General features: G+C 60.8%; 29 protein-coding genes and 1 pseudogene. 25 read left to right on the top strand and 5 right to left on the bottom strand.

Annotation, left to right across the window (positions count from 1 at the left end):
* Positions 1–78: 78 nt before the first annotated feature.
* From HGP16_RS22010 to rarD, 11 genes and pseudogenes are all read left to right on the top strand, one after another.
* Complete coding sequence (locus HGP16_RS22010) at positions 79–705, top strand: CvpA family protein (protein ID WP_168842116.1); 627 nt, start codon at positions 79–81, stop codon at positions 703–705.
* A 164-nt stretch (positions 706–869) separates the two neighbouring features.
* A complete protein-coding gene (gene purF / locus HGP16_RS22005; RefSeq protein ID WP_168842115.1) occupies positions 870–2354 on the top strand; it encodes an amidophosphoribosyltransferase in 1485 nt (494 codons plus the stop codon).
* Positions 2355–2421: 67 nt separating this feature from the next.
* Positions 2422–3162, top strand: coding sequence for an SDR family NAD(P)-dependent oxidoreductase (locus tag HGP16_RS22000; RefSeq protein WP_168842114.1), 741 nt, complete (start codon positions 2422–2424; stop codon positions 3160–3162).
* A gap of 223 nt (positions 3163–3385) precedes the next feature.
* Complete coding sequence (gene cysS / locus HGP16_RS21995) at positions 3386–4777, top strand: cysteine--tRNA ligase (RefSeq protein ID WP_168842113.1); 1392 nt, start codon at positions 3386–3388, stop codon at positions 4775–4777.
* 35 nt (positions 4778–4812) lie between these two features.
* Positions 4813–4941 (top strand): annotated as a pseudogene (locus tag HGP16_RS21990) (DUF559 domain-containing protein); the annotation flags it as partial.
* Entirely contained in the window at positions 4938–5420 is a 483-nt protein-coding gene (locus HGP16_RS21985) for a GFA family protein (protein WP_168842112.1), read from the top strand. The pseudogene HGP16_RS21990 and the gene HGP16_RS21985, both read left to right, overlap by 4 nt.
* Positions 5417–5908: a GFA family protein gene (locus HGP16_RS21980; RefSeq protein ID WP_168842111.1), complete on the top strand. Its 492-nt coding sequence runs from the start codon at positions 5417–5419 to the stop codon at positions 5906–5908. Before HGP16_RS21985 ends, HGP16_RS21980 begins: the two co-directional genes overlap by 4 nt.
* On the top strand, positions 5901–6377 hold the full coding sequence (locus HGP16_RS21975) for a GFA family protein (RefSeq protein WP_168842110.1): 477 nt from the start codon (positions 5901–5903) through the stop codon (positions 6375–6377). Before HGP16_RS21980 ends, HGP16_RS21975 begins: the two co-directional genes overlap by 8 nt.
* A complete protein-coding gene (gene pip / locus HGP16_RS21970; RefSeq protein WP_168842109.1) occupies positions 6374–7333 on the top strand; it encodes a prolyl aminopeptidase in 960 nt (319 codons plus the stop codon). The genes HGP16_RS21975 and pip overlap by 4 nt, the downstream gene beginning before the upstream one ends.
* A gap of 153 nt (positions 7334–7486) precedes the next feature.
* Positions 7487–9103, top strand: a complete 1617-nt coding sequence (gene cimA, locus HGP16_RS21965; RefSeq protein WP_168842108.1) for a citramalate synthase — start codon at positions 7487–7489, stop codon at positions 9101–9103.
* A 108-nt stretch (positions 9104–9211) separates the two neighbouring features.
* Positions 9212–10123, top strand: a complete 912-nt coding sequence (rarD, locus tag HGP16_RS21960) for an EamA family transporter RarD (RefSeq protein WP_168842107.1) — start codon at positions 9212–9214, stop codon at positions 10121–10123.
* Positions 10124–10151: 28 nt separating this feature from the next.
* Here rarD and HGP16_RS21955 read toward each other — a convergent pair whose 3' ends face one another.
* Positions 10152–10775, bottom strand: coding sequence for a TIGR00730 family Rossman fold protein (locus HGP16_RS21955; RefSeq protein WP_168842106.1), 624 nt, complete (start codon positions 10773–10775; stop codon positions 10152–10154).
* A gap of 155 nt (positions 10776–10930) precedes the next feature.
* On the opposite strand from HGP16_RS21955, the gene HGP16_RS21950 reads away from it, so the two are divergent.
* From HGP16_RS21950 to HGP16_RS21920, 7 genes are all read left to right on the top strand, one after another.
* Positions 10931–12979, top strand: a complete 2049-nt coding sequence (locus HGP16_RS21950) for a LysM peptidoglycan-binding domain-containing protein (protein WP_168842197.1) — start codon at positions 10931–10933, stop codon at positions 12977–12979.
* A gap of 205 nt (positions 12980–13184) precedes the next feature.
* Complete coding sequence (locus HGP16_RS21945; protein WP_168842105.1) at positions 13185–15071, top strand: ABCB family ABC transporter ATP-binding protein/permease; 1887 nt, start codon at positions 13185–13187, stop codon at positions 15069–15071.
* A 133-nt stretch (positions 15072–15204) separates the two neighbouring features.
* Entirely contained in the window at positions 15205–15903 is a 699-nt protein-coding gene (locus HGP16_RS21940; RefSeq protein ID WP_168842104.1) for a phosphatase PAP2 family protein, read from the top strand.
* 194 nt (positions 15904–16097) lie between these two features.
* A complete protein-coding gene (pyrE, locus tag HGP16_RS21935; protein ID WP_168842103.1) occupies positions 16098–16640 on the top strand; it encodes an orotate phosphoribosyltransferase in 543 nt (180 codons plus the stop codon).
* Between the two features lie 203 nt (positions 16641–16843).
* Positions 16844–17542 (top strand): phosphatidylserine decarboxylase, encoded by a 699-nt coding sequence (locus HGP16_RS21930; protein WP_168842102.1) that lies wholly within the window; start codon positions 16844–16846, stop codon positions 17540–17542.
* Positions 17543–17664: 122 nt separating this feature from the next.
* Positions 17665–18525: a CDP-diacylglycerol--serine O-phosphatidyltransferase gene (pssA, locus tag HGP16_RS21925; protein WP_149636749.1), complete on the top strand. Its 861-nt coding sequence runs from the start codon at positions 17665–17667 to the stop codon at positions 18523–18525.
* 314 nt (positions 18526–18839) lie between these two features.
* Complete coding sequence (locus HGP16_RS21920) at positions 18840–18980, top strand: hypothetical protein (RefSeq protein ID WP_168842101.1); 141 nt, start codon at positions 18840–18842, stop codon at positions 18978–18980.
* Positions 18981–19052: 72 nt separating this feature from the next.
* On the opposite strand, the gene HGP16_RS21915 is transcribed toward HGP16_RS21920, so the two are convergent.
* The gene (locus tag HGP16_RS21915) at positions 19053–19817 is read right to left on the bottom strand and encodes an SOS response-associated peptidase (RefSeq protein WP_168842100.1); all 765 of its coding nucleotides are present in this window, start codon (positions 19815–19817) and stop codon (positions 19053–19055) included.
* Between the two features lie 36 nt (positions 19818–19853).
* Positions 19854–20174: a YnfA family protein gene (locus HGP16_RS21910; RefSeq protein WP_168842099.1), complete on the bottom strand. Its 321-nt coding sequence runs from the start codon at positions 20172–20174 to the stop codon at positions 19854–19856.
* 163 nt (positions 20175–20337) lie between these two features.
* On the opposite strand from HGP16_RS21910, the gene HGP16_RS21905 reads away from it, so the two are divergent.
* The 7 genes from HGP16_RS21905 to HGP16_RS21875 all read left to right on the top strand — a co-directional run bounded on the left by HGP16_RS21905 (position 20338) and on the right by HGP16_RS21875 (position 24469).
* Positions 20338–20757 (top strand): NUDIX hydrolase, encoded by a 420-nt coding sequence (locus tag HGP16_RS21905; RefSeq protein WP_168842098.1) that lies wholly within the window; start codon positions 20338–20340, stop codon positions 20755–20757.
* 95 nt (positions 20758–20852) lie between these two features.
* Entirely contained in the window at positions 20853–21287 is a 435-nt protein-coding gene (locus tag HGP16_RS21900) for a TIGR02301 family protein (protein ID WP_168842196.1), read from the top strand.
* Between the two features lie 104 nt (positions 21288–21391).
* The gene (locus tag HGP16_RS21895) at positions 21392–21649 is read left to right on the top strand and encodes a hypothetical protein (protein WP_068385602.1); all 258 of its coding nucleotides are present in this window, start codon (positions 21392–21394) and stop codon (positions 21647–21649) included.
* A gap of 16 nt (positions 21650–21665) precedes the next feature.
* Entirely contained in the window at positions 21666–22427 is a 762-nt protein-coding gene (locus HGP16_RS21890) for a hypothetical protein (RefSeq protein WP_168842097.1), read from the top strand.
* A gap of 73 nt (positions 22428–22500) precedes the next feature.
* Positions 22501–23340, top strand: coding sequence for a folate-binding protein YgfZ (locus tag HGP16_RS21885; protein ID WP_168842096.1), 840 nt, complete (start codon positions 22501–22503; stop codon positions 23338–23340).
* The gene (locus tag HGP16_RS21880; RefSeq protein ID WP_168842095.1) at positions 23337–23954 is read left to right on the top strand and encodes a YfbR-like 5'-deoxynucleotidase; all 618 of its coding nucleotides are present in this window, start codon (positions 23337–23339) and stop codon (positions 23952–23954) included. Before HGP16_RS21885 ends, HGP16_RS21880 begins: the two co-directional genes overlap by 4 nt.
* Positions 23951–24469 (top strand): tyrosine phosphatase family protein, encoded by a 519-nt coding sequence (locus tag HGP16_RS21875; RefSeq protein ID WP_168842094.1) that lies wholly within the window; start codon positions 23951–23953, stop codon positions 24467–24469. Before HGP16_RS21880 ends, HGP16_RS21875 begins: the two co-directional genes overlap by 4 nt.
* Positions 24470–24591: 122 nt before the next feature.
* Here HGP16_RS21875 and HGP16_RS21870 read toward each other — a convergent pair whose 3' ends face one another.
* Positions 24592–25104 carry a superoxide dismutase family protein gene (locus tag HGP16_RS21870; RefSeq protein ID WP_312862923.1) on the bottom strand — a complete coding sequence of 171 codons (513 nt, stop codon included), beginning with the start codon at positions 25102–25104 and terminating at the stop codon, positions 24592–24594.
* A 151-nt stretch (positions 25105–25255) separates the two neighbouring features.
* Complete coding sequence (locus HGP16_RS21865; protein WP_168842093.1) at positions 25256–25597, bottom strand: hypothetical protein; 342 nt, start codon at positions 25595–25597, stop codon at positions 25256–25258.
* Positions 25598–25747 lie beyond the last annotated feature (150 nt).

Here is a 25747-nt window from a genome sequence, read left to right as displayed (position 1 = left end):
CGTTCTTGGCGAGGAAGAGGCTCATGATTGAGGCCGATGCCAACCATAAGGTTTGGCAAGTCTTGAAGTGGATTATAGATGCCCATTACGATTTTCGACGGTATTGTTATCGGCGTTCTTCTCTTCTCCGCCGTTTTGGCCATGGTTCGCGGCTTTTCGCGCGAAATCCTATCGATCGTCAGCTGGGGCGGTTCCGCAGTCGCGGCCTACTATCTTTATCCGCTGCTCGTTCCCTATGCCCTGCAATACAAGGCCGACACCAAGATCGCGACGATCGCCTCGGCCGCCGTCATCTTCCTGCTGGCGCTGATCATCATTTCCTTCATCACCATCCGGATTGCCGATTTCATCATCGACAGCCGGATCGGCGCGCTCGACCGGACGCTCGGCTTCCTCTTCGGCGCGGCCCGCGGCCTGCTCTTAATGGTCGTCGTCGTGGCCTTCTGGAACTGGCTGGTGGCTCCCGCCGCCCGGCCGGACTGGGTCAACAACGCCAAGTCCAAGCCCTTCCTGGATTCGATGGTCGAAAAGCTGAAGTCGGCGCTTCCTGAAAATGTCCAGGCCATGCTGCCGCCGGAGATCATCAACAAGATCGCGCCGAACCAGCAGCAACAGCAGCAGCAGCAGCAGGGAGGTGGCGAAAACGCCGCGCCGAACGATACCGCGCCGTCGGATGACGCGCCTGCGCCGCAGACAAACAATTGACGGTGCGTTTACAGGCTTGACCTGCCGCCCGAGAATCGCCATTTGAGCGGCGTGACAATAGAAGATCCGGCCCGATATTTTTTCCGGCCGGATTTTAAGCTATTTTAATGGTCACTCGTGACGCCGCCCCGATCCGCCCACGTTGAGAGCAAAGGCCCGCAGCCATGAACCATTCCGTTTCCATCGAGGACGATATCGACGGCGATACGCTGCATGAAGAATGCGGCGTCTTCGGCATTCTGGGACATCCGGACGCGGCCGCGCTGACGGCTCTTGGCCTGCACGCCCTGCAGCATCGCGGTCAGGAGGCGGCCGGCATCGTTTCGTTCGATGGCCAGCGCTTCCATTCCGAGCGACGGATGGGTCTCGTCGGCGATCATTACACCGATCCCGCGACGCTTGCCCGCCTGCCCGGCGACCGTTCCATGGGCCATGTGCGCTACTCGACCACGGGTGAGACGATCCTGCGCAACGTCCAGCCGCTGTTTGCAGAGCTTGAAGTCGGCGGCATCGCGATTGCTCATAACGGCAATTTCACCAATGGCCTGACCATGCGCCGGCAGCTGATCGCCGACGGCGCGATCTGTCAGTCGACCTCGGACACGGAAGTCGTCCTGCATCTCATCGCCCGCTCCAAGCAGGCCTCCTCCTCCGACCGCTTCATTGATGCCATCAGGCAGATGGAAGGCGGCTATTCGATGCTCGCCATGACGCGCACGAAGCTGATCTCCGCCCGAGACCCGATCGGCATCCGGCCGCTGGTCATGGGTGAGCTCGACGGCAAGCCGATCTTCTGCTCGGAAACCTGCGCGCTCGACATCATCGGCGCGAAATACGTCCGCGACGTCGAAAACGGCGAGGTCGTCATCTGCGAGATCCAACCCGACGGCTCGATCACCATCGACGCCCGCAAGCCCGACGCTCCGACGCCCGAGCGGCTCTGCCTGTTCGAATATGTCTATTTCGCCCGTCCCGATTCCGTCGTCGGCGGCCGCAACGTCTATGTCGCCCGCAAGAACATGGGTATCAATCTCGCCAAGGAAGCTCCCATCGAGGCCGATGTCGTCGTACCGGTGCCGGACGGCGGTACGCCGGCGGCGATCGGCTACGCGCAGGAAAGCGGCATTCCCTTCGAACTCGGCATCATCCGCAACCATTATGTCGGGCGCACCTTCATCGAGCCGACACAGCAGATCCGCGCCTTCGGCGTCAAGCTCAAGCATTCCGCCAACCGCGCCATCATCGAGGGCAAGCGGGTCGTGCTGGTGGACGATTCCATCGTGCGCGGCACGACATCAGTGAAGATCGTGCAGATGATCCGCGAGGCCGGCGCCCGCGAGGTGCATATCCGCGTCGCCAGCCCGATGATCTTCCATCCGGATTTTTACGGCATCGACACGCCGGACGCCGATAAGCTGCTCGCCAACCAGTACAGCAGCCTGAAGGCCATGTGCGATTTCATCGGCGCGGACTCGCTGGAATTCCTGTCGATCGACGGCCTTTATCGCGCCGTCGGCGGCGAGCCGCGCGACAATGCGCAGCCGCAGTTCACCGATCACTATTTCACCGGCGATTATCCGACCCGCCTGCTCGACAAGGAAAGCACCAGCAATGTGCGCAAGCTTTCCGTTCTCGCCAGCAACGGCTGACGTAAGCCACGGTTGACAGGGGCATTCTTGCCCCTTTTTCTCTTCCACGCATTCGGATCAGGACAGCATGAGCGTCAATCTCAAGGACAAGATCGCCCTCGTCACGGGCGCATCGCGCGGCATCGGTTATTTCACGGCATTGGAATTGGCCAAGGCGGGTGCGCATGTGATCGCCTGCGCGCGCACGGTCGGCGGACTTGAGGAGCTGGACGACGCCATCAAGGCAGCCGGCGGCTCGGCAACGCTGGTGCCCTTCGACCTCTCGGATATGAACGCCATCGATGCTCTCGGCGGCTCGATCTTCGAACGCTGGGGCAAGCTCGACATCCTCGTCGCCAATGCCGGCGTTCTCGGCGTGATCTCGCCGATCGGCCATGTCGAGGCGAAGGTATTCGAGAAGGTGATGACCATCAACGTCACCGCCACCTGGCGGCTGATCCGCTCCGTCGAGCCACTGCTGATGCGTTCCGAGGCCGGACGCGCGGTCATCCTATCGTCGGCCGCCGCACATCGCTGCCGGCCTTTCTGGGGTCCCTACTCCGCATCCAAGGCCGCCGTCGAGGCGCTGGCGCGGACCTGGGCCGGGGAAACGCAGAGCACGCCGCTGCGCGTCACCAGCGTCGACCCCGGCGCCACCCGCACCGCCATGCGCGCCCAAGCCATGCCCGGCGAAGATCCGGATACGCTGCCGCATCCCCGTGAGGTCGCCCAGGCGATCCTGCCGCTCGTCGGCCCCGACGTCACCGAAACCGGCAAGCTCTTCGTCGTGCGCGAGAACAAGCTCGTCGACTACCGGATGCCGGAATAAAAACAGCTCCTCCCCATACCTCAGAGAAAGCGTTCCCACTTGACCAAATTCTTCCGGCGCGCGATAAAGCCGCCCATGAAAACGGTTATCTGCATTATCTGCCGGAAGATTATTCGCTAGCGCTTCGCTGGCCTGGCCGTTTTCGTCTCCCAAAATCCAAGATGACAAACGTCCGGCCTGCCGGCGACGGTATTTTTTCGGATTTATGCCTTGGGAGAGTGACATGGCCGCCGAGCCGCAACTGAAGTTCTACAACACGCTGACACGCGAAAAGGTCGATTTCCAGCCGATCGACCGCAACAACGTCCGCATGTATGTCTGCGGCCCCACGGTCTACGATTTCGCCCATATCGGCAATGCCCGGCCCGCCATCGTCTTCGATGTCCTGTTCCGGCTGCTACGCCATCTCTATGGCGAAAGCCATGTCACCTATGTCCGCAACATCACCGATGTCGACGACAAGATCAACGCGCGCGCGCTGCGCGACCATCCCGGCCTGCCGCTGAACGACGCGATCCGCCTGGTGACGGAGAAGACCGAGCGGCAGTATCGCGAGGATACGACGGCGCTGGGCTGCCTGGAACCGCCGGTGCAGCCGCGGGCGACCGATAATATCGCACAGATGATCGCAATCATAGAGACGCTGATCGCCAAGGGGCATGCCTATCGGGCAGCCGGCGAGGTGCTGTTCGACACCAAGTCGATGGCCGATTACGGTCAGTTGTCAAAGCGCAATCTCGATGAGCAGCAGGCGGGCGCTCGCGTCGCGGTCGACGAACACAAGAAGAGCCCTGGCGATTTCGTGCTCTGGAAGCTGTCGGACGAGAACGAGCCCGGCTGGGAAAGCCCGTGGGGCCGTGGCCGTCCGGGCTGGCATATCGAGTGCTCGGCCATGAGCGGCCGCTATCTCGGCAATATCTTCGATATTCATGGCGGCGGCCTGGACCTGATCTTCCCGCATCATGAAAACGAAATCGCCCAGTCGCGTTGTGCACATGGCACGCATACGATGGCGAATGTCTGGATGCACAACGGCTTCGTGCAGGTCGAAGGCCGCAAGATGTCGAAATCGGAAGGCAATTTCGTCACCATCCATGAGTTGCTGCAGTCGGAGAAGCTCGGCGGCCGGACTTGGCCGGGCGAAGTATTGCGGCTTGCCATGCTGATGACGCATTATCGCGAGCCGATCGACTTTTCCGTGAAGCGCCTTGAGGAAGCCGAACGGCTGATCGCCAGATGGCCGGCAGCGGAGGTTGGCGCCGCCGCGCCGGATCAGACGATCCTCGCCGCCCTCGCCGACGACCTCAACACCGTTGCCGCCATTCAGGCAATACATGCGCTGGCACAGGCGGCCAATGCCGATGCCAGCCTCCTGCCCGTCTTCGCGGCAAGCGCCGATCTTCTCGGCCTACTGCCAAAGAAGGCGGAGGTCGACGAAGCCGTTGTCATGGAAATCGATGCCAAGGTGCGTGAACGCCTGGAGTTGCTGAAGGCCAAGAACTTCGCCGAGGCCGACAGGCTTCGCGATGAACTTGCGGCAAGAGGCATCCAGCTGAAAGATGGCAAAGATCCGGTAACGGGCGAGCGCATCACGACTTGGGAGATCAAGCGGTGAGCTTAGTTACTTTGCCGCATACTCCAGTCCCGCCCAAAATCCGCAACAACGCACGCCGAGCAGAAGGCTGGGCCGTCCTGCGCTTCTGGAACGACGACGTCCTGAACGACATAGACAATGTCTGCACACATATCTTCCTCGTCGCTGGAAAGGATAGATCATGACCGTCTCGACCTATACCGGTGGCTGTCAGTGCGGCGCGGTTCGCTTCCGGGTGCGGGGCGAATTGAAGGACGCGTCGATCTGTCATTGCCGCATGTGCCAGAAGGCTTTCGGCGCCTATTATGCGCCGCTGGTCTCGACGCGCGGCGCCGAACTCACATGGACACGCGGCGAGCGGAAGCTGTTCCAATCGTCGAACTATGTGAAGCGCGGTTTCTGCGGGGACTGCGGCACGCCGCTGACCTATGAAGCGCCTGATGGCATTGCGGTCGCGGCTGGCGCCTTCGACGATCCGCCAAGCCTGCCGCCCGTCGTGCAATATGGCACGGAAGCCAAGATCGGCTTCGTCGACCGACTGCATCTGCTGCCCGGACATTCGACGGAGGAAGATGCCGCGCAAGCGCCCTTCGTGGTGAACATCGTGTCCTACCAACATCCCGATCACGATACGGCGGCATGGCCGCCGGAGGCCGGCAAATGACAATCACGGAGAGATACAGCGGTGGCTGCCAGTGCGGCGCGGTTCGCTATCGCGCCACCGGCGCTCTCGGCTATCCGCATCTCTGCCATTGCCGCATGTGCCAGAAGGCTTCCGGCAATTATGCCCTGCCGCTAGGGAACGTCCAACGTGCTGATTTCGAGCTCACTCGCGGCGAACCTTCATGGTTTCATTCGTCCGATCTCGTGCGTCGCGGGTTTTGCGGCACCTGTGGGACGCCATTGTTCTATGATGTTCCCGGCACGGATTCCATCAATGTGACACTTGGTTCATTGGATGAGCCAGCGACGGTCCAACCCGTCGCGCAATCGAACCTTGCGGGAAAGATGCCCTGGTTCCATGCGCTCGATGTGCTGCCGATGGAACCAGATGAGGATAGCTCAGATCGTGCGGTATCGATCAAGCTCTCCAATCATCAACATCCCGATCACGATACCTCAAGCTGGCCAGAGGAGAAGCGCCATGACTGAAGTCACCAGAAGCGGAGGATGCCAATGCGGGGCGGTGCGGTTCCGCATTCGGGGTCAGCTCGGCCGCCCCTCGATCTGCCATTGCCGCATGTGCCAGAAGCAGTTCGGCAGCTTCTTCTCCGCCCTCGTTACGGCACCTGAAGACGGTTTGGAATGGACGCGCGGCGAGCCGACCTATTTCCAGTCATCGGTCAATATCGACCGCGGCTTCTGCAAGAACTGCGGAACGCCGCTGACCTACCGTCATCCGGGCGGCCTCGAAATCGCCATCGGCGCCTTCGACGAGCGCGACGATCTCGCGCCGCAGATCCAGGTCAACCATGCCTATCGCCTGCCCTGGGTGGAGACGATCTTCGAAAAGCCCGTCCATCAGGATCCGGACTTCTACTCGCGGCAGGAGCAGATCATTTCCTTCCAGCATCCCGATCACGATACGGATGTCTGGCCGGCGGAAGGGCTGAAAATATGACGGAGATACTGCGGACGCTTTATCCGGAGATCGAACCCTACGCCTCGGGCCATCTCGATGTCGGCGACGGTCATGTGATCTACTGGGAACGCGTGGGAACGCCGGGCGCCAAGCCGGCCGTCTTCCTGCATGGCGGCCCGGGCGGCGGCATTTCGCCGAGCCATCGCCGCGTATTCGATCCGGCGCTTTACGACGTGATGCTGTTCGACCAGCGCGGCTGCGGACGCTCGACACCGCATGCCGGCCTGGAAGCCAACACGACCTGGCATCTGGTTGCCGATATCGAGCGACTGCGGCAAATGGCCGGCGTGGAGAAATGGCTTGTTTTCGGCGGCTCCTGGGGCTCGACGCTGGCGCTCGCCTATTCCGAAACGCATCCGGAGCGGGTTTCGGAGCTGGTCGTGCGCGGCATCTACACGCTGACCAGAGCCGAACTCGATTGGTATTATCAGTTCGGCGTATCGGAGATGTTCCCCGACAAATGGGAACGCTTCGTCGCACCGATCCCGCCGGAAGAGCGGCACGAAATGATGCTCGCCTATCACCGCCGCCTCACGCATCCGGACAAGGCCATCCGCCTGGAGGCCGCAAAGGCATGGTCGATCTGGGAGGGCGAGACGATCACGCTGCTGCCGGAACCGTCCACCAGTGATAAGTTCACCGAGGCGGAATATGCGCATGCGTTCGCCCGCATCGAGAATCATTTCTTCGTCAATGCCGGCTGGCTCGAGGAAGGCCAGCTGCTGCGCGACGCGCATAGACTGAAGGACATTCCCGGCGTCATCGTCCATGGCCGCTATGACATGCCCTGCCCGGCCAAATACGCCTGGGCACTGCATAAGGCCTGGCCGAAGGCGGAGTTTCATCTGATCGAAGGTGCGGGCCACGCCTATTCGGAGCCCGGCATCCTGGATCGGCTGATTCGAGCGACAGATAAGTTTGCAGGGAAAGAATAGGCCTAATAAGGCCCCTCACCCTAGCCCTCTCCCCATCCTTCGACAGGCTCAGGACGGGGAGAAGGTGGCCTCGAACGGTTTAGCAACGTGAAACCGAGATGGGACGGATGAGGGGCGCCCCACTATCAAAACCGGTTCGCCGGAGGAAACAGTATGACACGCGAAAAAATCTATCTCTTCGACACGACGCTCCGCGACGGGCAGCAGACCCCCGGCATCGATTTCTCGGTCGAGGACAAGATTGCCATCGCGACCATGCTGGATGAGTTCGGCCTGGATTATATCGAAGGTGGCTATCCCGGCGCCAACCCGACCGATACGGCTTTCTTCAGCGAGAAGCGCACGCAATCGGCCTCCTTCGTTGCCTTCGGCATGACGAAACGCGCCGGCGTCTCCGCCTCCAACGATCCGGGCCTCGCCAGCCTGCTGCAGGCGAAATCCGACGCGATCTGTTTCGTCGCCAAGAGCTGGGACTATCACGTCAAGGTGGCTCTCGGCTGTACCAACGAGGAGAATCTCGAAAGCATCGCCGAGAGCGTCAAGGCGGCCGTCGGCGCCGGCAAGGAAGCTCTGGTCGATTGCGAGCACTTCTTCGACGGCTACAAGGCCAATCCGACCTATGCGCTTGCCTGCGCCAGGACGGCCTATGACGCCGGAGCGCGCTGGGTCGTGCTCTGCGACACCAATGGCGGCACGCAGCCGCCGGAGGTCCGCGCCATCGTCGAGGCGGTCATCGCCTGCGGCGTTCCCGGGCACTGTCTTGGCATCCACGCCCATAACGACACCGGACAAGCGGTCGCCAATTCGCTCGTCGCGGTCGAAGCCGGCGTCCGGCAGATCCAGGGAACGCTGAACGGCGTCGGTGAGCGCTGCGGCAATGCCAACCTGATCACGCTGATCCCGACGCTGGCGTTGAAAAGAGCCTATAGCGAGCGTTTCGAGACGACGATCGATGCGGAGCGGCTCGTCGGCCTTACACGTCTTTCGCACGCCTTCGACGAGCTCCTGAACCGATCACCCGACTATCAGGCTCCCTATGTCGGCGCCTCGGCCTTTGCCACCAAAGCCGGCATCCATGCCTCGGCGCTGCTCAAGGATCCCCGCACATACGAGCATGTGCCGCCGGAAAGCGTCGGCAACTTCCGCAAGGTCATGGTGTCCGATCAGGGCGGGAAGTCGAACTTCATAAACGCTCTGAAGCGTCGCGGCATCGATGTCGGCAAGGATGATCCGAAGCTCGACCGGCTGATCCAGATCGTCAAGGAACGCGAAGCGACGGGCTATGCCTACGAAGGAGCTGACGCAAGCTTCGAGCTGCTGGCACGCCGCACGCTCGGCACCATCCCGGAATTCTTCGCGGTCGACGGATTTCGCGTCATGGTCGAGCGCCGTTTCGATTCCCACGGTCAAGTAAAGATCGTCTCGGAAGCGGTGGTCAAGATCATCATCGACGGCGATACCATCATGTCGGTCGCCGAGGGCGACGGCCCGGTCAATGCGCTCGACCTGGCGCTGCGCAAGAATTTCGGCAAATACCAGCACGAGATCGACGATCTGGAGCTGGCTGATTTCAAGGTGCGTATCCTCAATGGCGGTACGGAGGCCATAACCCGTGTCCTGATCGAATCCACAGACAGCAGCGGCGTGCGCTGGTGGACGGTCGGCGTCTCCGAAAACATCATCGACGCGTCGTTTCAGGCGCTGATGGATTCCGTCATCTACAAGCTGATGAAGAACCGGCATATGGCGGGCAGAATAGCGGCGGAGTGATCCGCCGCCCATCAAAAAGCTTGACGATGCCGTCAAGGAAATGAATTAGCCACGCGGCACGCATTGGAGTAATCCCGTCTCAAATAATCGTGAAAGACGGGAAAATTCATGGCCACCGATGCGGTGAAACCGGAAATCAAGAACAACGATGCTGTCCGGGGCTTCGGCTTCGCGATGACGGCCTATCTCTTCTGGGGCATCCTGCCGCTCTATATGAAAGCCATGGCGCATATACCGGCTTTCGAGGTCATCGCCCATCGCATCGTCTGGTCGGTTCCCGTCGCCGGCATCGTGCTGCTGGCGCTTGGACGCCTGGGTGACGTGAAGGCGGCGTTTCACAATCCGCGGACAATCGCCATGGCGTCGCTGACGGCCGCGCTCGTCACCATCAACTGGGGAACTTATGTCTGGGCGATCGGGGCCGGCCATTCGCTCGATGCGGCTCTCGGTTACTTCATCAACCCGCTGTTCAGCATCGCTCTCGGTGCCATCCTTCTCAAGGAAAAGCTGGCACCGACGCAGATCGTCGCGATCGGCCTGGCGGCGACAGCCGTCATCATCCTGACCGTCAAGGCCGGCACCCTGCCCTGGGTCGCCCTGTCGCTGACCTTCTCTTGGGGCTTCTACGCCTTTTTCCGCAAGACGCTGCCTGTCGGTGCCAATCAGGGCTTCTTCATCGAGGTGCTGCTGCTCTGCATTCCGGCGATGCTGTATATTCTCTATCTGGAGGCGCGCGGCGAAGGCCATTTCTACCAGACCGGCCTCGCGGACACCGCACTTCTGCTCGGCTGCGGACTTGTGACGGCGCTGCCGCTGATGATCTTCGCCAACGGCGCGAAGCTTCTCAGAATGTCGACCATCGGCATCATGCAGTACATCGTGCCGACGATGGTCTTCCTGATTGCCGTCTTCCTGTTCAAGGAACCCTTCGGCACGACGCAGCTGATTGCATTCTCGCTGATCTGGGCCGGTCTCGTGCTCTATAGCTGGTCGATGCTGCGTCAGAGCAGAGGGCGCTAACGGCGTGGTATGGTTAGCAAATCGCTAATCAGAGCTTAGAGATAACGGCCTCTTCGCCGCCGCGGTCGCCATGTGTCTCGGCGGCGTGTTTGCGGATCGCCGGGATGATATCGGCGATCTTGTCGATGACCAGCGGCTGGACGCGGTGGGCGGTATGGACGAAGCCCTCTTCCGTCATATGGCGGATGAGCTCCATCATCGGATCCCAGAAACCGTTGATGTTGGCGAAGACCATCGGCTTTTCGTGGCGGCCGAGCTGGCCCCAGGTCATGATCTCGACGATCTCTTCCAGCGTGCCGATACCGCCGGGCAATGCCACGAAGGCATCGGCGCGCTCGAACATGCCATGTTTGCGTGCATGCATATCAGGCGTTATGATAAGTTCGTCGAGCTGACCGAGCGAATGGCGCGTCGCTTCCATGTCGACGAGAAATTCCGGGATGATGCCCGTGACCTGGCCGCCATGCGACAGGACACCGCTTGCGACGGCGCCCATGATGCCTTTCGTTCCGCCGCCATAGATCAGGCGCAGGCCGTTTTCGGCAATGCTTTTGCCCAGTTCGCGGCCAGCAGCCATATGGGAGGGATCGCGCCCCGGCCTTGAGCCGCAATAAACGCAAATGGATCGAATTGGCGCAGAATCGTCGGTCATGGTTCCAAACAACTATGCTGCAGATGCTCAGTCAAGATTTTTCAAAGGAAAACTTGCGTCGGAACATGCGAAAATGGCTGAGAAAGCTTGTAAAAGCAGGCGAAATCGCTAGCAATTTTAGGAGTTGCGACGACTTCGCCGCGTGGAGATGAATGATGATGAAGAACCGTGCCGGTTGGCTGGCTCTGTTGGTGTTGGCAATTGCGACCCTGTTGATGGTCTTTTTCGTGATGCCACGCATCAACGGCGACAAGAACCCGATCGGCAGCGCCGTCAATCAGGCCGGCGATGCGGTGAAGAATACGATCGAGGAAAACGCGCAGAAGGCTGGCGAGACCGCGAACAAGACCACGCAGAATGCCGCATCGAGCGCCGTTAACACCGCCGATCTTGCCAAAAAGCTCACCGACCTGACGGGGGCTGCCACGGCTTCGCTTACCGATCTCAAGGCGCTATTCAAGGATGGAGCCACCCCGGCGCAGGACGCCTTCGCGGCCGCAAAGACGAAGGCGATCACGGCGCTGCAGTCGATCGTCGGCTTCGCCCTTCCGCAAGGCATCGACGCGACAACGACGGGGCTCGTGAAGAAGATACAGGACGGCGCAGCCAAGGCGCTCGCCATCACCCAATCTCTCCCCGACAACGCCGCCGAAGCCGGCAGCGCGATCGACAAGGCAACGGCGGCACTGACGGGCCAAACAGCATCTGGGACCGACGCGGCTGGGAAGTCTCAGGTACCGTCATTCGACGTGCTGCGTGTCGAGCCGGACGGCTCAACCGTCATTGCCGGCTCGGCCGAGCCGAACGCGAAACTGGAGATCGTCGACGGGGAAAAAGTGGTTACGACCACCAATGTCGGCCCCAGTGGCGACTTTGCCGCCGTCCTCGACAATCCGCTGCCGCCCGGCGACCATGAATTGATGCTCCGGGCAACCGGCAAGGACGGCAAGGTTGCCACCTCCGAGGAAGTAGCGACCGTCTCCGTGCCGAAAGACGATTCGACACAGCTTCTCGCCATGGTCTCCAAGCCGGGCGCTGCAAGCCGCATCATCACCGCTCCCTCGGCCAAGCAGGGTCGCGTAACGTCCACCGAGCAGAATGCGTCGGCTGCCGACCCGCAGACGAAAGCACTGGACGGCACCGCGGCAGCAGGTGCCAAACAGGACGGCGCGGTTGTCGCATCCGCCAACCCTGCAGCCGGCACGACAGCGCCGCCGACGGCGAAGATGGATGCAGGTCCCGACGTCATGGTCAACGCCGTCGAAATCGAAAACGACCATATCTTCGTTGCCGGCAGCACGAAATCGAATGCCAAGGTGCGCGCCTACGCCGACGAGAAGCTCATCGGCGAAAACGTTGCGGAAGGAGACGGCCATTTCGTCGTCGACGGACCGATGCCGCTAGCCGTCGGCGATCACAAGATCCGCGTCGACGTGCTCGACGGAGCCGGCAAGGTCATCGTTCGCACCAGCGTCAACTTCACGCGCCCAGAGGGCAATCAGGTGACGGTGGCGGCTCAGGTGCCGGCTGCCGCCAATGGCCAGGGACAGTCGGCCGCCACAAGCATGGTGCCGCTCGACGAAGGTGAGCTCGCCAAGCTCAAGGAAGGTGCCGCCAAAGCCTTCGCGCTGCTCAAGGGCCTGTTTACCGACGGCAAGCAGCCAAATGCCGAACAGCTCGCCGCGGCTCGCTCCGGCACGGAAATCGCGCTGAAATCGCTTTCGGAATTTCGTCCGTCCATCAACGCCACCGCGGATCTGAAAAAGGCCGCGGCCGACGCCGTAAGAGCTGCGGTCAAGGCGCTGGGCGCATTGCAGGCCCTGCCGAAGGATGCGAAATCGATCGGCGCGGCGCTGCCGGGCCTCGAACAGCTTGTTGCAGCCGTTACCGTCCCCGCGCAGACATCGCCGGCAAAACCGAACGTGGAGGTTTCCTCCAGCGAAAGCGGCCCGAAAACGCTGGAGCAGGCGCCGCTTTCGCAGGACACCAATGCCGTCATCATCCGTCGTGGCGATACGCTCTGGCAGATCTCACGCCGCATCTATGGCGCCGGCGTGCGCTATACGACCATCTACCTGGCGAACGAGGACAAGATCAACAATCCGGACCGGATCCTTCCCGGCCAGGTCTTCGGGCTGCCGAAGGATGCGCTGCCGAATGCCGAGGAGCTTCACCGCAAGCGGCTGTCCGGCGAACATCTCTAGGCAACAGTCTTCCACCGGGACCATCGTCATTGGCCAGGCGCCGTCAGCGCCTGGCCAACGCTTTTATGCGTCATAAAAATAGTGTAAGCGTCGCGCGACCTTCATCGCCTTCGCCGAACGGCCTTGCCCCACATGCGAAGGTTTCACAGCCAGCCGCGCAATGGTTGCCGCGCCAGGCTGTCCCAATCATTTGCCGGAGACGGACATGGCTGACCGCAACAAAACGATATCGGCGGATTCCAGCAATCCGATGAATACGATCGTCAATCTCTGGCCCTATATGTGGCCGAGCGGGCGCATGGACCTGAAGATGCGCGTCGTCTGGGCGACCGTCTTCCTGCTGGTCTCCAAATTCTTCCTGCTGCTGGTTCCCTATTTCTTCAAATGGTCCGTCGATGCGCTGAACGGCAAGCTCGACATGCAGGGCATCCTGCCGGCCTTCATGGTCGGCGCCATCGCATTGATCGTCGCCACCAATCTGACACGCCTGATCCAGCTCGGCCTCAACCAGCTGCGCGATGCGCTGTTTGCGAGCGTCGGCCAATATGCCGTTCGCCAGCTCGCCTACAAGACATTCGTGCACATGCACGAATTGTCGCTGCGCTTCCATCTGGAACGAAAGACCGGCGGCCTCTCGCGCATCATCGAACGCGGCACGAAAGGCATCGAGACCATTGTCCGCTTCACCATCCTCAATACGTTTCCGACCTTCATCGAGTTCCTGCTGACCGCCATCATCTTCTGGCGCGGCTACGGCTTCTCCTATCTCGCCGTGACGGCGGTTACGGTCTGGCTCTACATCTGGTTCACCGTCAAGGCGAGCGACTGGCGCATCTCCATCCGCCGTACGATGAACGACAGCGACACGGACGCCAATACGAAGGCGATCGATTCGCTCCTCAACTTCGAAACGGTCAAATATTTCGGCAACGAGGAGATGGAGGCCAAGCGCTTCGATCAGTCGATGGCACGCTATGAGAAGGCCGCCACCAGCGTCTGGACGTCGCTCGGCTGGCTGAACTTCGGCCAGGGCGTGATCTTCGGCCTCGGCACGACCGTCATGCTGGTCATTTCCGGCTTGTCGGTTCTGAACGGCCACCAGACTGTCGGGGACTTCGTCTTCATCAACGCGATGCTTTTGCAGCTTTCGGTGCCGCTGAATTTCATAGGCTTCGTCTATCGCGAGATACGCCAGGGTCTGACTGATATCGAGGAAATGTTCGATCTGCTGGAAGTCAGGCCCGAAGTGGTCGATGCACCCGGCGCCAAGGAACTGGTAATCGGCAGCGGCGCGATCTCGTTCAAGGACGTGCAGTTTGCCTATGATCCGGCAAGGCCGATCCTGAAGGGCATTTCCTTCGAGGTGCCGGCCGGCAAGACCGTCGCCGTTGTCGGGCCTTCGGGTGCCGGAAAATCGACGCTGTCGCGCCTGCTCTATCGTTTCTACGACGTGCAAGGCGGTTCCATCACCATCGATGGCCAGGACCTGCGCACCGTGACGCAGAAAAGCCTGCGCAAGGTCATCGGCATGGTGCCGCAGGATACCGTACTCTTCAACGACACCATCGCCTACAACATCCGCTATGGCAGGCCGGCCGCGAGCGATGCCGAGGTGACGGCTGCAGCCGAAATCGCTCAGATCGGCGAGTTCATCCGCGTTCTGCCCGAGGGCTTCGATACGAAGGTCGGGGAACGCGGTCTCAAATTGTCGGGCGGCGAAAAGCAGCGTGTCGCGATCGCGCGCACCATTCTCAAGGCGCCGCCGGTCCTGATCCTCGACGAAGCGACCTCGGCGCTCGACACGACGACCGAGCGTGAAATACAGGCTGCCCTCGATGTCGTTTCGAAGAATCGTACGACATTGGTCATCGCGCATCGCCTTTCGACGGTGATCGGCGCGGACGAGATCATCGTGCTGAAAAGCGGCGTGATCGCCGAGCGCGGCACGCATGCGGATCTTCTGGCGCAGAATGGACTATATGCCTCCATGTGGAACCGCCAGCGCGAGGCAACGCAGGCCGAAGAACATCTGAAGCAGGTGCGCGAAAGCGACGATCTCGGCGTGGTCGACCGGCTGGCGCCGGCAAGCTGAGCCAGCCTCCGCAAAGTCCGCACCATCAGGCTCCGGCCACGGAAACGGTACGACGAATTATGCACGGACTGCTGTCACGAGGCTGAGATGACAGCTTGCTAGGTACGAGGGTCCTTTCAACGGAGCCCCCAAAATGCGTACTTCTGTCAAAGCTTTAAGCATATTGCTCTTCGTCGGCCTTGCCTCGCCGGTGTTTGCCGAGGATGCCAAGCCGTTCGCCGATGCCAAGGAGATCAATCTCCTCGATCTGCTGCCGCCTCCGCCCGCCAATGATTCCGCGCAGATGAAGGCGGAGCTCGGCGAAATCCTGACGATCCAGGTGACCCGCACGCCGGAAATGGCGGCTCGCGCCGTGGCCGATGCGGAAGAGAATGTCTGGCGCTTCTCCGACGTCATCGACAATCCGAAATTCACCAAGGAAAACCTGCCGAAATTCTCGGCCTTCTTCGATCGCATCGTCGAAACCGAAGGCGCCGTTGTCGATCCGGCCAAGAATGTCTGGAAGCGCCCGCGCCCGCATCTCTACAGCGATCTGGTCAAGCCCATCGTGCCGCTCTCCAAGTCCGGCTCCTATCCGTCCGGCCACGCCACGCTCGGCACGCTGATGGGCATCGTGCTGTCGAACATGGTGCCGGAAAAACGCGCCGTCATCATGACCCGCGCCTGGGAATATGGCCACAACCGCATCGTCGGCGGCATTCACTACGCCTCCGATATCGAAGCCGCCCATATTGCGGGCACCGTCATCGCCGAAACCATCATGACGCATGACGACTATAAGAGCGAATATGAAGGCGCCAAGGCGGAGCTGCGCGCCGCTCTCGGCCTCTGATTTCCGAACTGCAGCAAATGCCCGAGCCGCCGGATAACCTCCGGCGGCTTTGCCTTATTCGCCCCGAACCGGGCAAGGATGCGAGACCTAAGCAAATCTGCATCCTGCATCGCGCCTCTCCAAGACATCATGTGGTTTGCGGCTGCATGATTCCCGCGTATACGCGGGATATTGCGGCATGAAGGAGTTGAACGATGACAGACGGGGTAATTGGAACCAGAAGCGATCTCGCCCGGCGCATCGCCGAGGTGGCGACGTTGGACGGCGAATTCGAACTCCGTTCCGGCCAGATTTCCAACCGGTATTTCGACAAATACCGCTTTGAAGGCATGCCTTCGCTGCTGAAACCGCTGGCACGCGCCATGGCCGATCTCATCCCGGCCGAAACCGAAGTCGTTGCCGGCCTGGAATTGGGAGGCATCCCGCTCGTGACGGCAATCTCGCTGGAGACTGGCATCCCCGCGGCCTTCGTTCGCAAGGAGGCAAAGACCTATGGAACATGCCAGGCAATCGAGGGACAAGACGTTGCCGGACGCCGGGTAACGTTCATCGAGGATGTGATTTCGACTGGCGGCGCGGTGAAGGATGCCTATCACCTGGCAATCGGCTCACAGGCGCACATTCTTGCCGTTGTCTGTGCGATCTGGCGTGGAGAGGGTGCCCCTGCGATCCAAGGCCTTCCACGACTTCCCGTCTTGCCCGTTTTTACGAGAGCAGATCTGGAAAACGCCAGATAGACATATGTATCGGCCGAGAATGGGATTGCGCTGGGGGCGAGCGTGCGAGAGCATTGCCCATGACAGCGTTTGCCTGTAGTCACGCTCGACTGGTAATCAGAGCAAGACTGCGTATCTTATTCGCATTCTTTTGACCGGCATGATCTCTTCCCGTGACCGCGACCCGGTTTTTGGGGAGGGTGCCCTAACGGAGTAGGCCATAGATGAGCTTATTGAACAGCGTACGCAACGTCATCGTTCCGGTACACAAGGAAGGCTATCCCTTCGTTGCAGGTTTCTTCGTCGCGTCGCTCGTACTGGGCTGGATCTTCAAGCCGCTCTTCTGGATCGGCCTGATCCTCACGCTCTGGTGCGCCTACTTCTTCCGCGATCCCGAGCGCATGACGCCGCAGGACGACGATCTTGCGATATCGCCGGCAGACGGCAAGGTCTCCGGCGTGCAGATGGTGACACCGCCGGCGGAGCTCAATCTCGGCACCCAGCCGATGCTGCGCATCTCGATCTTCATGAACGTCTTCGACTGCCATGTGAATCGTTCGCCGATGCGCGGCCGCATCACCAGCATCGCCTATCGCCAGGGCAGCTTCCTCAATGCCGAACTCGACAAGGCCAGCGAACAGAACGAGCGCAACGGCCTCGTCATCGAGACCAAGCATGGCGAAATCGGCGTCGTGCAGATCGCCGGCCTCGTCGCACGCCGCATTCTCTGCTTCGTTAACCCGGACGAGCCGCTGGATGCCGGCGAGCGCATCGGCCTGATCCGCTTCGGCTCGCGCCTTGATATCTTCCTGCCCGAGGGCGCATCGGCGCGCGTTGCCGTCGGCCAACGGGCGATCGCCGGCGAAACCGTCATTGCCGAATTCGGCTCGGCAAAGGGCGCAACCCTTAGCCGCCGCAGCTGAGCCCTGGAGCATTTCCGCTCTAAACAGAATGACGGAAATGCTCCATATCATTGTTTTCACGCGATTCCGGACGTAACCCTGCTTCGCAGTTTTGCTGGAATTGCTCTAGGAACACGAACGAGATGAAGACGCCTTTTCCGCCTTTCGAGCCGCATGGGCCTAATGACGAAGCGCGTGGACCGCGTCTTCGGGAAATCCCGCTGCGGCTGATCGTGCCGAACATGATTACCGTTCTGGCAATCTGCGCGGGCCTGACGGGCATTCGTCTCGCGTTCGAAAACCGCTACGAGCTTGCCGTCGTCGCAGTGCTGGTCGCCGCCTTTCTTGACGGCGTCGACGGGCGCGTGGCGCGGCTGATGAAGGCGACTTCGAAATTCGGCGCGCAGATGGATTCGCTCGCCGATATCGTCAATTTCGGCGTCGCTCCAGCGCTTGTCGTCTATGTCTTCCTGCTCGACCAGGCCCGCTCCCTCGGCTGGATTGCCGCGCTGATCTACACGATCGCAGCCGGACTTCGCCTTGCCCGCTTCAACGTCATGGCCGAGCGCGAGCACAAGGCCTCCTGGCAGTCGGAATATTTCGTCGGCGTGCCCGCGCCCGCCGGCGCCATGCTGGTGCTGTTGCCGGTCTATCTCGGCTTTCTGGGTCTGACGCCGGACCGCACCTTCGCCTATTGGGGTGCGGCCTACACCGTTCTGATCGGCTTCCTTCTGGTCAGCCGCCTGCCCGTCTGGTCCGGCAAATCGGAAGGCAGCCGCATAAGGCGTGACCTGGTTCTGCCGATCATGCTCGGGCTTGTCGTCTATGTCGCGATGCTGATGAGCTATACGTGGCATGTCATGGTGGTGACCGTCGTTGCCTATCTGCTCTCGCTACCCTTCGGCGCGCGGTCCTGGGCCAAGAAATACGGCACCTATACCATCAATGGTCCCGGCGATCCGGACGTCGACGATTCCAACGACGATATCGGTCGGCATATCTAGCCAAAACGCTACGAAGTCTTGGCCGCATCGCTCCCGTGCAACCGCAAGTCTGTAAGTTTCCCTTATCGAATCAGGGGCGTGGCGATCGGTCGCGCGTCAAATAGTGAGCGGCCAAAACCTCGGTTCTCGGCAAATTCAAACATTGCGGCAGTGCGGATTCTACACGAGGATTCGGCGCTAATCTCTCGAAATATGGTCGTTGTTTACAAAAGCTGATTGGAAAACGCCTTCGATTTGTCATGATTCTCAAGAAAATAGCACTACTTGATAGTGAACTACGAAATGCTCCGGGAGAGCATGGTGAGGAGTGAGACGTGACCCAGAAGAAAGATCAGGCGGCACAACCGCAAGCAAAGATCGACCCCAGCAAGCATTACCGCCCATTGGGCCTGAAAGCCGTTCTTGCGGCTCATCTGATGCTGAAGACCAAGCCTCTCAAGAAGAAGATCGCTTAACAGCGCAGAGCCCCTGCCCGCCACCGACCGATGCCGGCAGGCAGCATTTTCTGGCCACCCAATAGCGGCCGATCAGAGAAGGCTCAGCTGGCCATCCTCGGAATCTGCTTTCTTCGACGGTTTCTTGGCAGGCTCGACCGCCACGGGTGTCTGCAGGTCTGGCCCCATATTGGCGACCTTGTTGACGCGATCCGAAACCGGTATCGCCTCGAAAAAATCCTCCTGGACCGGCGTCATAAGATCGAGGACGTCACGCGGCTCCTGCGTCTTGCAATCGAGCCAGCGGGCGAAATCCTCCGGCTTGATGACGACGGGCATGCGGTCATGGATGGAGCGGATTGCGCTGTTTGCCGCTGTCGTCAGGATAGCGCCGGTATCGACCTCCGAACCATCGGCCGACGACCAGGTTTCCATCAGCCCGGCAAAGGCGATGACGCCGCCGTTGCGCGGTCGGATCCAATAGGCTTGCGGTTTCTCGCCGCTTTCCTTCGAAGGACGATGCCATTCGTAAAAACCGGATGCGGGAATGAGGATGCGGCGATGGCGCATGGCGGCGCGGAAGGAGGCCTTGCCGATCGCCGTTTCCGCCCGCGCATTGATCAGCAGCGGAAATTCCTTGGGATCCTTCACCCAGGCCGGCGTAAATCCCCAGCGCACAAGCAGGGCGCGGCGATCCGGCAGGTTGCTGCCCGGAAGCTGCCTGTCGCCGGCGATGACGACGAGGATCGGCTGCGTCGGCGCGATGTTGTAACGCGCCGGAAAACCCTCATTCAGCAGAACGCCGAGCGCTTCCCCCACGTAGTCTGCCGTCGATGTCAAAGCGAAACGTCCGCACATGGCGTTTGTTTTGCACCCTGAAGGCGTCGGGTCAAGTCAACCGCGAGGGCCGAAGAGAATGATCGCCGCGCCGGCGAGGCAAACGGCGGCACCTGATATGTCCCACCGATCCGGCAGCCGCCCTTCGGCCAACCAGAGCCAGAGAATGGAGGCAACGATATAGACGCCGCCATAAGCGGCAAAGGTGCGCCCGGCAGCCTCGCTCGGCACCAATGCGAGCAGCCAGGCAAAGAGCGCCAGCGAGACGAGGCCGGGCGCAAGCCACCAGACCGGCTTTGCCAGACGGAGCCAGGCCCAGAAGGCAAAACAGCCGGCAATTTCGGCCAAGGCAGCCAAGGCATATAGTCCGTAAATCATCCCGATGATCGCCCGCGCATTCGGCGCGTGCGACTCGCCGCGCCTATCGACAGCGAGTTAAGGGGCATTCCCGGAGGACAGCAAGGGTCGTTTCCTGTAGAGCTTGGTCGCCGATGATCTCCGGTCACCGCCCCGATCTCCTCATTCGAATGCGACGCGATCCATGACCTCCCCACCCCGCCCCGCCTCCTCCGCCATCCTCGAGCGCAACGGCCGCTTCCTGCTGGTGCTGCGCAGCAAGCCACCCTCTGCCGATATGTATGCCTTTCCGGGCGGACGGGCCGAGGAAGGAGAAACGCCTGATGATGCGGCGCTGCGCGAATTCAGGGAGGAGACCGGCATAACCGCCCGCAATCCACGTCTGTTCGAGACTTATGATCTGCGCTCCCATGCAGCCGACGGAACACTCATGAGCCATTTTCTGCTTTCGGTTTTCCTCGTCGATGCCGACGAGGATGCGGTTGCAGAGGCGGCCGACGACGCAGCCGCCATAGGCTGGTACACGCTGGAGGAGGTGCGCCGCCTGCCTGTTCCGGCCAGCGTGCTCGAATGCGTGGAACGACTTGTTGCAGCAAACGCATAGCTCGGCCCCCGAAATTAACGATGCTGAGCAATATCGGCGTGGAAACCACCTACCGCGCCTTGTTCACGTCATGCTTGTCCGGTCAACATGGTTACATGATTCATAACAGCCTTGGCCGACCGCTTCTGATCTGCACCGCGCTTGCCGCAGCCTTTCCCGCTGCGGCACAGCCGGCAGCAAACGCGCCACCTGCTCAGGCGCCCGATGCAGCGAATGCCGAACGGCCGGCACCCTATGACGAGCAGCTTTCCCGGCTCGCCGAAATTCTCGGCTCGATCGACTATCTGCGCAATCTCTGCAGTCCGAAAGGGGAAGACGGATGGCGGGGTGATATGCAGCAATTGCTCGATACCGAGACCAAGGGCGAGCAGAAACGCAAGGAAAAGCTGACGGCTGCTTTCAACCGTGGATATCGGTCCTTCGCATCCGTTTACACGAATTGCACGCCGCAGGCTCTCGTGGCGGAAGAGCGATACCGTAACGAAGGTGCAACACTGGCGACAGAAATCACCGCCCGCTTTGGAAATTGACGTTTTATTAACCTCTTTTCATAGCGAGCCGTGTCGTTTTGGGAAAAGGCTGATAAAGTTGTTAAGCAAGTGGTAAGGACATGAACGTCTTAAGGAAAGAATCAATGGAAACCAGCCTGAATGAAATCGACGACATGATCGTCCATGAAAAGATGCAGGCAGCGCTGGAATACCAGAATGAAGCGTGGGCCGACGGCATGGCTGACGGTATCGAGCCTGAGATCATCGCCGACGCGGCCATTGCGCATGCCATTCGCGAGACGATCCGCAATCAGGGTGAACAGGGCGCGGAAGCCTTGCTCGAATCGCTGCGTGAACGCATGCTGGCTGGTGAATTCTCTCCGAACCGTACCCTGCAATAACAATCAGAGATTGCTTATGCGTATCTTTCCGGGCAATGCGCTTTCCTGTTCCATTGCCTCGCTTGCTGCCGTGACCCTGCTTTTGGGCAGCACTGCCCTGCCGTTACCGGCCCTTGCCTTTTCCCAGCTCAATCCTCCGGCATCCCAGGCGAAGGACGCAGCACAATCCACCCAGCAAAAGAACGAGAAGCCGATCGAGCAGGCGCTGGAGGCGCCGTCGAACAACAATACGCTGCCGTCCCCCGATCCGCTGATCAACAAGCAGGCCAGCCAGAGCAGCGGTGACGCTTCGAACGCCAACAAATCGGCCGAGTTCCTATTCGACATCGACAAGGCGCCCGAGCCGGTAAAGAAGCTCCGTACGGCGATCGTGGAAGCTGCCGCCTCCGGCGATCTCGAACGCCTGCGTCCGCTGATGAATGTCGGCGGCGGTCTGAAGCAGACACAGGTCACCGCCGACGATCCCGGCGAAGACCCGATCAAGACCCTGCACGATCTTTCGGGCGATCCCGACGGCATCGAAATCCTGTCGATTCTCCTCGACATCATGTCGACCGGCTTTGCCCATATCGGCCAGGGAACCCCTGATGAGGTCTATGTCTGGCCCTACTTCGCCCAGAAGGACATCAAGACGCTTTCCACGCCGGAAAAGGTCGATCTGATGCGCATCGTGACGGCTGGCGACTATGCCGACATGCTGGAATTCGGCGGCTATAATTTCTATCGCGTCGGCATCACGCCGGACGGCCGCTGGAAATTTTTCACCTCGGGCGAATGATCCGGCCGGGGAACTTGCGGTTCCTCGCCGAAGGCCCTACCTCTGCGTGATAGGCCAAATCAGCGGATCCATCATGCCAGCCGTATTCCTGAGAGAGCGTTCCTTCATCCGCATTGCCGGCGTGGAGGCGGAATCGTTTCTGCACAATCTCATCACCACCGATCTCGTTTCACTCGGTGCCGGTGAAGCGCGCCCGGGCGCCCTGCTGACACCTCAGGGCAAAATCCTGTTCGACTTCATGATCTGGCGGGACGGCGCCGGCTTTTTGCTCGAAACCGACACTACACAAAGCGAAAGCCTGCTGAAGCGGCTCATCATGTATCGGCTGCGCGCCAAGGTCGATTTCGGCACGGAGGACGTTCAGGGCGTCACCGTCGCCTGGGGCGATGCCGATGCAGACGGCCCCAAGGACAGCCGCTTCGCCAAGGCAGGCATCGCGCTGACGCGCATGCCCGGAGAGCATGGTAACGACGCCGAGACCCTCTATGACGAACTGCGGATCGCCAACGGCATCGCCGTCTCGGGCCGCGATTTTGCGCTGCAGGATGCCTTCCCCCACGATGTGCTGATGGATCTCAACGGCGGCCTGGGTTTCCGCAAGGGCTGTTATGTCGGCCAGGAAGTCGTCTCCCGCATGCAGCATCGCGGCACGGCGCGCAGACGCGTCGTTATCATAAAGGGCAATGCCGAGCTGCCGGCTTCCGGTACGGAACTGACCGTTGGCAGCAAGCCGATCGGCACGCTCGGTTCGACCGCCGGCAGCATGGGCCTTGCCGTCGTCCGCATAGACCGGGCCGGCGAAGCCATTGCCGAAGGCGCTCCGATACAGGCTGGTAGCGTGGAGGTCTCAGTGTCGCTCCCGGCCTGGTCCGGCCTTTCGTTCCCCGAGCCGTCCGATGAGGCATCGGCATGACATCGGCCAAGACCGCGCGCGCCTGGCAGCGCATGCTCTCCGGGCGGCGGCTCGACCTTTTGGACCCCTCGCCGCTCGATGTCGAGATCGGCGACATCGCGCATGGGCTCGCCCGCGTTGCGCGCTGGAATGGGCAAACCTCCGGCGATCACGCCTTTTCGGTGGCGCAACACAGCCTCGTTGTGGAGGCGATCTTCCGTCATCTCAACCCGGCAACGCCCGATGAACGTCTTGCCGCGCTGCTGCATGATGCTCCGGAATATGTGATCGGCGACATGATCTCGCCGTTCAAGTCCGTCGTCGGTGGCGACTACAAGGTTGTGGAACAGCGGCTGGAAGCAGCGATCTACCGCCGCTTCGCCCTTCCCCCGCATTGCACGCCAAAGCTCAAGGAAAAGATCAAGAAGGCCGATACGATCTCGGCCTATTTCGAGGCGACGCTGCTTGCCGGCTTCGCGCCCGAGGAGGCGCGCAAGTTCTTCGGCCAGCCGCGCGACATCACGCGCGAGATGCTGCCGATCGATCCGGTGCCGGCAATCGAGGCGCAGCGGCTGTTCCTCGCACGCTTCGAGGCAATCGAGGCCGAGCGCGCCGCCATGAGGATCGGCGCGTGACCGCGATCATCATATCGCCGCTGGCGCGCATTGCCGAAATGGCCGTTCGGCATGGCGCATGCGAGATGATCAGCCTGATGGCAAAGGAGCACGCCTTCCACCGTCCCGCCGTCATCAAGGCGGATCGGCATCTTTTGCTCAACATGAACGATATCAGCTTTGCCGGAACCGGCGATCTCGTCGCGCCGCAGGAGGCGCATGTTCGCGCTATCATCGATTTCGCCGTCGGCTGGGATCGTAGCGCGCCCTTGCTCATCCATTGCTGGATGGGCGTTTCACGCTCGCCAGCGGCGGCACTGATTGCAGCCTTGGCCATTCGCCCCGAAGAAGACGATCTGACGCTCGCGCGCCGCTTGCGCTCAAGCTCGCCCTTTGCGACGCCGAATGCCCGGCTGGTCGCGATCGGCGACGACATGCTCGGACGCCAGGGGCGCCTGGTCGCCGCGGTCAAGGAGATCGGCCGCGGCGCGGATGCGGACGGCAATGCGCCTTTCATGCTGCCACTGGCCACATAGGCGACAGGCTGCGAAAAACGGAGACTGCGTTCGCAATCTCCGTTCGTTCACGACAATCGATCATCACGATCAGGCGGCAACCCCATCCGTCTGATCGAGATTCGGATCGCGCTTTTGCTGTCCTATTGAATGACGGCGCATGCCAGGCGCTTGCCGGCGCCGCCGACAGGCTGGCTGCGATTGTCGTCCGAGTCGGCATGGATCATCAGCGTGCGGCCACGAATGCCGTTCTTGCCGTTCAGCGAAACCATGCCGTTGAAGACCTGGGCGCGCAGCTTGCCATCCTGATCGACGTACTGATTCGGCATATCGCCGGCATGCGGCCCGTTGGCGGCGAGGAAGCCATGCTCAGCCTTGGTGGGATTGAAATGACTGCCGGCCGATTCGAACCCGTGCGCATGGTCGCAATGGCTGTTTTCATGAATGTGGAAGGCGACCCAGCGATTGGCGGGCAGGCCGGAAACCTCCATTTCGATCAGCACGCCCTTCTTGCCTTCCGTCAGGGTCGCCCGCCCCGCCTGCTTGCCGTCGAGACCGACAAAATCGGCGGTCGCGGTGTTTTGACTTTGGGTTTGCGCCGCGGCGGGCATGGCTGCTGCGAGTGCGAGAATTGTAACGATCGTCATCCGCTTCACGGAAAGACCCTCCCTGTGCTGTTTGGCAATTGCCCAACGCGATGACAGGCATGAGTGTTCCGGCGATCGGGAAAATGAACTTACTTCAAAACGATAAGGCGACCCGCCAGCATCCCGGCAGGCCGCCAATATCATCGGGCAAAAGCGCCTGTCAGGCCGCTACGCTGTCGACGTCATACTGGCCGTAGGTGCTGTTGTAAGCATCCATCGGCGACAACAGGTCGAGATCGAAAGCGACACTGGCTTCCGGCGCTTTGGCCGCGGAGGCAGCATCGGCATTCGGCAACTGCATGAGCTTGGCTATCAGGCTGCCCAATGCGCCGTTCGAACCATCGGCAGCATTCCCTTCGGTATTATCCGTTTCGAGAATGCCGGGACGCTCGTCGGCTTCGCGCTCCTCACGGCTCAGGACGCCGTCATCATTCGAATCGAGGCGCGAGAGCGTGCCACGATACGGGTATGCGCTGCCGGATATGGAAGAAACATGGGACATACAAACCTCCTATGGTAGGAGCCGCCTCATGCGACGTCGTTTGCACGCAATACATTCGGAGTTAAACTATGACATGCTCTTAAGCTGCTTCGCGCCGTCGGTAAAGACAAATTGTTAATGAGTATTAACCATAGTTTTTAAGCGTTAAAT

It is taken from the genome of Rhizobium sp. P40RR-XXII (assembly GCF_012641405.1).
In the GTDB taxonomy this organism is placed as follows: domain Bacteria; phylum Pseudomonadota; class Alphaproteobacteria; order Rhizobiales; family Rhizobiaceae; genus Rhizobium.
The sequence above is the reverse complement of the archived record's forward strand: the minus strand, read 5'-3'. Positions and strand labels throughout refer to the sequence as shown.